This is a genomic window from Streptomyces sp. NPDC002845, assembly GCF_053591955.1.
The window spans coordinates 1-4723 of sequence record NZ_JBSFUU010000181.1 but is presented as its reverse complement, the minus strand read 5'-3'; the positions used below and the strand labels follow the sequence as shown (position 1 = coordinate 4723).

6 protein-coding genes are annotated in these 4723 nt (G+C 62.8%); all 6 read left to right on the top strand.

Translation table 11 applies throughout. The features are described from left to right. Window positions 1-714 (top strand): AHH domain-containing protein (locus ACWD3C_RS47875; protein WP_451155021.1); only part of this gene is annotated, 714 nt, incomplete at its 5' end. A gap of 129 nt (window positions 715-843) precedes the next feature. After that, entirely contained in the window at window positions 844-1305 is a 462-nt protein-coding gene (locus tag ACWD3C_RS47870; RefSeq protein WP_451155019.1) for a hypothetical protein, read from the top strand. A 351-nt stretch (window positions 1306-1656) separates the two neighbouring features. Beyond that, window positions 1657-1962, top strand: coding sequence for a toxin glutamine deamidase domain-containing protein (locus ACWD3C_RS47865; RefSeq protein WP_451155017.1), 306 nt, complete (start codon window positions 1657-1659; stop codon window positions 1960-1962). A gap of 525 nt (window positions 1963-2487) precedes the next feature. Then, window positions 2488-3744, top strand: coding sequence for a helix-turn-helix domain-containing protein (locus ACWD3C_RS47860; protein WP_451155015.1), 1257 nt, complete (start codon window positions 2488-2490; stop codon window positions 3742-3744). 127 nt (window positions 3745-3871) lie between these two features. After that, a complete protein-coding gene (locus ACWD3C_RS47855) occupies window positions 3872-4243 on the top strand; it encodes a hypothetical protein (protein ID WP_451155013.1) in 372 nt (123 codons plus the stop codon). Continuing rightward, window positions 4236-4511, top strand: a complete 276-nt coding sequence (locus ACWD3C_RS47850) for a DUF7848 domain-containing protein (protein ID WP_451155011.1) — start codon at window positions 4236-4238, stop codon at window positions 4509-4511. Before ACWD3C_RS47855 ends, ACWD3C_RS47850 begins: the two co-directional genes overlap by 8 nt. Window positions 4512-4723 lie beyond the last annotated feature (212 nt).

Below are 4723 nucleotides of genomic sequence, written 5' to 3'. Positions count from 1 at the left end.
ACCGTCACCATCAGCAGCACCGGGACCACCACCAACAGCGACCAGGTGTGCTCCATCAAGGATGGAAACTGCGCGTACAACCTTGGCCCGTCAGACCCAGGCACATTCGGGAACATCCTGCTCGGTCTCATCAGGAACACTGCCTACACAGCTGGCTTTGTCAAAGGGACTTTCGACACTGGCTGCTGGGGAGACAGACAGGCAGAGGGCGGTTGCGACTACGGTGAGCAGTTCGATGCTTGGGCAGCCGAGCAGGGATACGACATTAATTCCGACGCGTATCTCGTACCCGGTGCTCTGGCGGCAATCTTCCTCCATAACCAAAGTGGAACACCACGAAACCCGAGGGCAAAGGCGCCTACAACTTCCAGCAACGCGAAGATCCTCGGGGACAACCTTGTTGCTTCTGGTGTCAGGCGTCCGGCGGAAACGGCAGCCCATCACATTGTGGCAAGTACTTCCAAGAAGGCTACGCCGGCACGCCAGGTCCTGACCAAATACAACATTGACATCAATACCGCGGCCAATGGTGTGTTCCTCCCGAAGAGCACGTCTGCTCCGAACCCAAACGGAAGATCCGTACATTCACGTATTCATACAAACGAATACTTTACATACGTCAACGACATGATGTCCGGTGCCAGAAATCGTGGCGAAGCAATAGACGTGCTGAACCATATATCCCGGCAGCTTCAGAGTGGGTATTGGCCGTAGCGCCTAGCGCCTAGCGGCTAGAGCCACGGGGTATGATGTAATGCTATGTAATGTTGCCTGGCCCCTCTCGCTGAGAGGGGCCAGGCGGCGGATAGTCATCCTGAACCGCGAAGGTGTGGAAAATTGACCATGAGGCGATCGATCCACGAGGCCGCAGGCGTCGCGCAGGCGGTGTTCACGTCGGCTAGTGCGGGAGTGGAAAACCCTAGCTCTGAAATTCTTTTTGAGACGGTGCGTCAATTTGAGGGGATCGAATTTGACGTGCCTTCTTTGGAGGACGCGGACGGGTTCCTGTTCCAGTATGGGAATGCTAATTGGCTTCCCGAACCCACGTTTATATTGGGGGTGACTCGTCAACTTGCAACGGATGCTTCAGGCGTGGACATTGAAGAATATCTGCAAGTGCAGTTTGAGTATCGATATCGAACAGATAGTGACCTCGATAAACTTGGAAGTCATTCTTCCTGGTGGTTTCGAGGTGGGGATATCCCGTTCAGTGAATGGTTTGCGGATGTGACTGGTCACCCTGTTTGGGAGACAGTGAGCAGCAAGAGCCCAGTTGCTTTTGAGATTTCGCAAGATACGGTGTGACCCGCTGCCGTTGATGTCGAGGCGACGCAGTCCACGGCGCTGACCCTTAAACCTCACCAGTGCGTTCTATACTCCTGCCTGCGTCATCGAGGGTGAATGTCTCACGGAAAGGTATATCGCTTGGGCGGAGAAGCATGGGCTAGACCTTAATTCAGATGCGGCCGGGCTTGGTATGGTCGTTGGGAGCGGCGGAAGGAGGGGAGGAAACAGGCATCCCGCGCAGGGTGCGGATGCCTGGAGGCCGACTCGTAGTATTACCCTGGGGGGTAAATGCTACGCTCCAGAAACCAAGCTCAGAGGTCTGATCAGCCCTGGGATGGAAAGACGAATTGACGAGCTTGCGTGGGCTCAGTGGATCAGATGCTCTCTAGTGGTGCTCGCTCCAATGCGCTGCCGAATATTGGCCGCGGTCCCGTGTCTGCCATTGAGAACTTCTACGGTCATAGATTCCGTAGCAAGAGCTTCTCGAACATAGTGAAAGAAATGCAGAATTCCGGTAATGGTGCCGGGGGAATCGTTCATGGCCTCGACTCGGATGGTGGGCATGTCTTCAACGTGGTGAACATTAAAGGTCGTGTCACCTTCCTTGATGGTCAGACAGGGAACGCCAGTCACGCCCCGAGTTGGGGCGGATACATGTTCATGAGGACGAACTGATGATTTCGGAAGATAGAGCCAGGGAGATCGCCGTAGGTCTCTTGCGGGCCAGTTACGCTCCTAGCGAACCGGAGCTGGGTATCGACTGGGCGCGGGTTCGTGTGAAGCATGGGTACCTTATCGCTCCTTACAACTCGGCTCGATTTCTAGAGACCCGTGACGTACGAGACCAGCTGCTCGATTGCTGGCCGATCCTGGTGGACATGCGTACCGGGCAGGCCCGCTTTGGCGAGCTGGAAGAACGGGAACTCTGGCGGGACACCTGATGCCGCCAAGGCCGAGCGCGAGCGTCATGGTGTGACCTTGGCGGCCCCCGGGGAACCCTGGTCCGGCGAAGCTGCCCGACCGACGAGGGACCCCTCCCGCTCAGGTCGGCTCTGCCGGAGGCCCGGCCCCGCGCTGCCTGGCCGATCGCTGCCCGACGCGTCGCGCTGGGTGGGTGATCACTCCCGGGCGGGTATCTGCCGGATAGCCACCGGCTGATGCGCCCGTCCGGCGTACCGTGGCGCTGGAGGTGGTGAGCAGATGGCTACGGAACTCACGGAGCTGGCGGACAACGTCCGCAAGTACCGGCGTCGGGCCGGGATGAGCCAGGAGGAACTGGCCCATGCCGCAGGCGTGTCGCCGGGCACGGTGCGCAAGGTGGAACAGGGCGGAACAGTCCGCATGGAGACGCTGCACACCCTCGCCCGTGCCCTGGCAGTGACCACAGCCACGCTGCTGGCCCCGGACGCTCCGCAACCGGTGGGCCGCGCCGAGGACGCGAACCGCGTCAACCTCATCGAGCTGCGGGCTGCCCTGACCCCGCCGGTTGGACTGGCCGACCCGGGCGGCGAGGCCGGCGAGGAGGAGCCGAACGTGCGCCGCTTCCGCCAGGTGGTGCATGACGGCGCGGTGCTGTACCACTCTGACAGCTACAAGAGCGTTGCCTCCCAACTCCCCGGACTCCTACGGGACGCCAACGGCGCGGTCGCCTACTTCGACAACGGCGAGGAACACCGCCAGGCGCTTCTGGCCCGAGCCGAAGCTCTGCAACTGGCCGGGCGCTATCTCACGCAGATCCGGCAGTATGACCTCGGCTACACCGCTCTGGCCGGGGCGATCACGGACGCCCGCTGTGCCGCAGACACACTCACCGCAGCGTCCGGCGTGATCGGCATGTGCTGGCTTCTGCTGCGCCAGGGACGCCTGGACGAGGCGGAGCACCTCGCCTCCCAGACCGCCGACATGATCGAGCCAAGGCTGTCCAAGGCGACCCCTGACGAATGCGCGGCATGGGGCTGGCTGGCACTGCGGGCTGCGGCTGCCGCAGGCCGTAACAACCGCCCCCAGGAGGCCTGTCACTACCACCGCGTGGCCAGTACAGCGGCTTCGGCGGTAGGACGGGAGCATACCGGCTCGTTCTTCCGGCACTGGACGACTTTCGGTCCGCTGACCGTCGGCATGAAGGGCGTGGAGGACGCCATGATTGTAGGGGACGCACGTACCGTCGTCCGCAAGGCCGGCGAGGACGCCCTGTCGCCCAAGGCGTGGAAGAGCACCGGGCGGCCGAGTGACGACAACTGGAACCGCCACCGCATGGACGTAGCACGCGCCCACGCCCGCACCAACGACCTGACTGCGGCGATGGATGAGCTGACGGGAGTGCGCCGAGCATCCCCCCAGTGGCTGAGGCATCAGCACGTGGCCGCCGAGACCATGCAGGAGATCCTGAAGAAGCGTAAGCGGATCCTCACCGCCGAGATGCGCGACATGGCCTCCTACCTGGGCGTTGTCGGATAGCTACCACGCAGCGCAGCACTTCGCACACCCTGCGTCGCAAACTGCCCTGGCGCATGTATGGAGTGACGGACAGTCAGCTCCTACGGTCACCGTGTCCCTATCAGCGACACGAGCCAAGGGGTGCACGGTGACCAATCCCAGGAGCGACGCGGACCGCATGCGGCGCAGGGAACTGTACGACGCGGCAACGGGCTTGGCTGGCACCCGCTTACTGCCGTGGACCACCCCGGACGGGCGCCCCTGCTACCTGAGCACCGACGGCAGGGGCTACCTGTCCACGCTCGCCGACAGCATCGAAGCCGTCCAACTCGGCATGGGCGAAGAGTTGCTGGAACACGCCCGCGAAGTCCTGGCCCCTGGCGCACGAGCACTGTCGGCCACCGAGTACCGCTGGCTGGCCGGTCGACTGTCCGAGGCCCTGACGGATGCGCTCCGGGTGGCGGAGTCGCGTGGACAGCGCATCCCGGACCCGCAGGAAGAGGTGATCGAACATGCCTGACGCCACCGGCATCAACACCCCGCCCCGCAGGCGCTACCGCTTCCGCGAGTACCACGTGACCGCCATCGTCGACCCCCTGGCACTGCCCACGTTCGAAGCCGTCTGCGTCACCGGCGAAGACCACGACTGCGGCGCTGCCTCCGGCGACTTCCACGCCGCGGACGAACTGACCCGCTGGATCGCCGAGCACTGCGCTCAGACCGGCCACGACTTCTACCACCGCACCACCCGCGCCACCCTCCGCGCCGAACCCGGCGCATGGCAGTAGGCGTCACCCGCGTCAACGCCCGCTGCCGTGCTCCTGACGGCAGTAGGACGGCAACAACCACGGATTTCCCCGCACAACCACGGACGTCAGCGGAGCGTGGTAAGTCCGTCCTGTGCTGGCGAGGCCCCGGTCCAGACCGAGACCGCCTACGACGGTGCGGGGCGGGCCACGACCAGCACCTTGTACGTGTACGGGCAGAAGAAGTGGTCCAC

Excerpts from the sequence above, each read along its gene's own strand:
- ACWD3C_RS47860 (WP_451155015.1), top strand. The coding sequence starts at position 2,488 with ATGGCTACGGAACTCACGGAGCTGGCGGACAACGTCCGCAAGTACCGG.
- ACWD3C_RS47850 (WP_451155011.1), top strand. The coding sequence starts at position 4,236 with ATGCCTGACGCCACCGGCATCAACACCCCGCCCCGCAGGCGCTACCGC.
- ACWD3C_RS47870 (WP_451155019.1), top strand. The coding sequence starts at position 844 with ATGAGGCGATCGATCCACGAGGCCGCAGGCGTCGCGCAGGCGGTGTTC.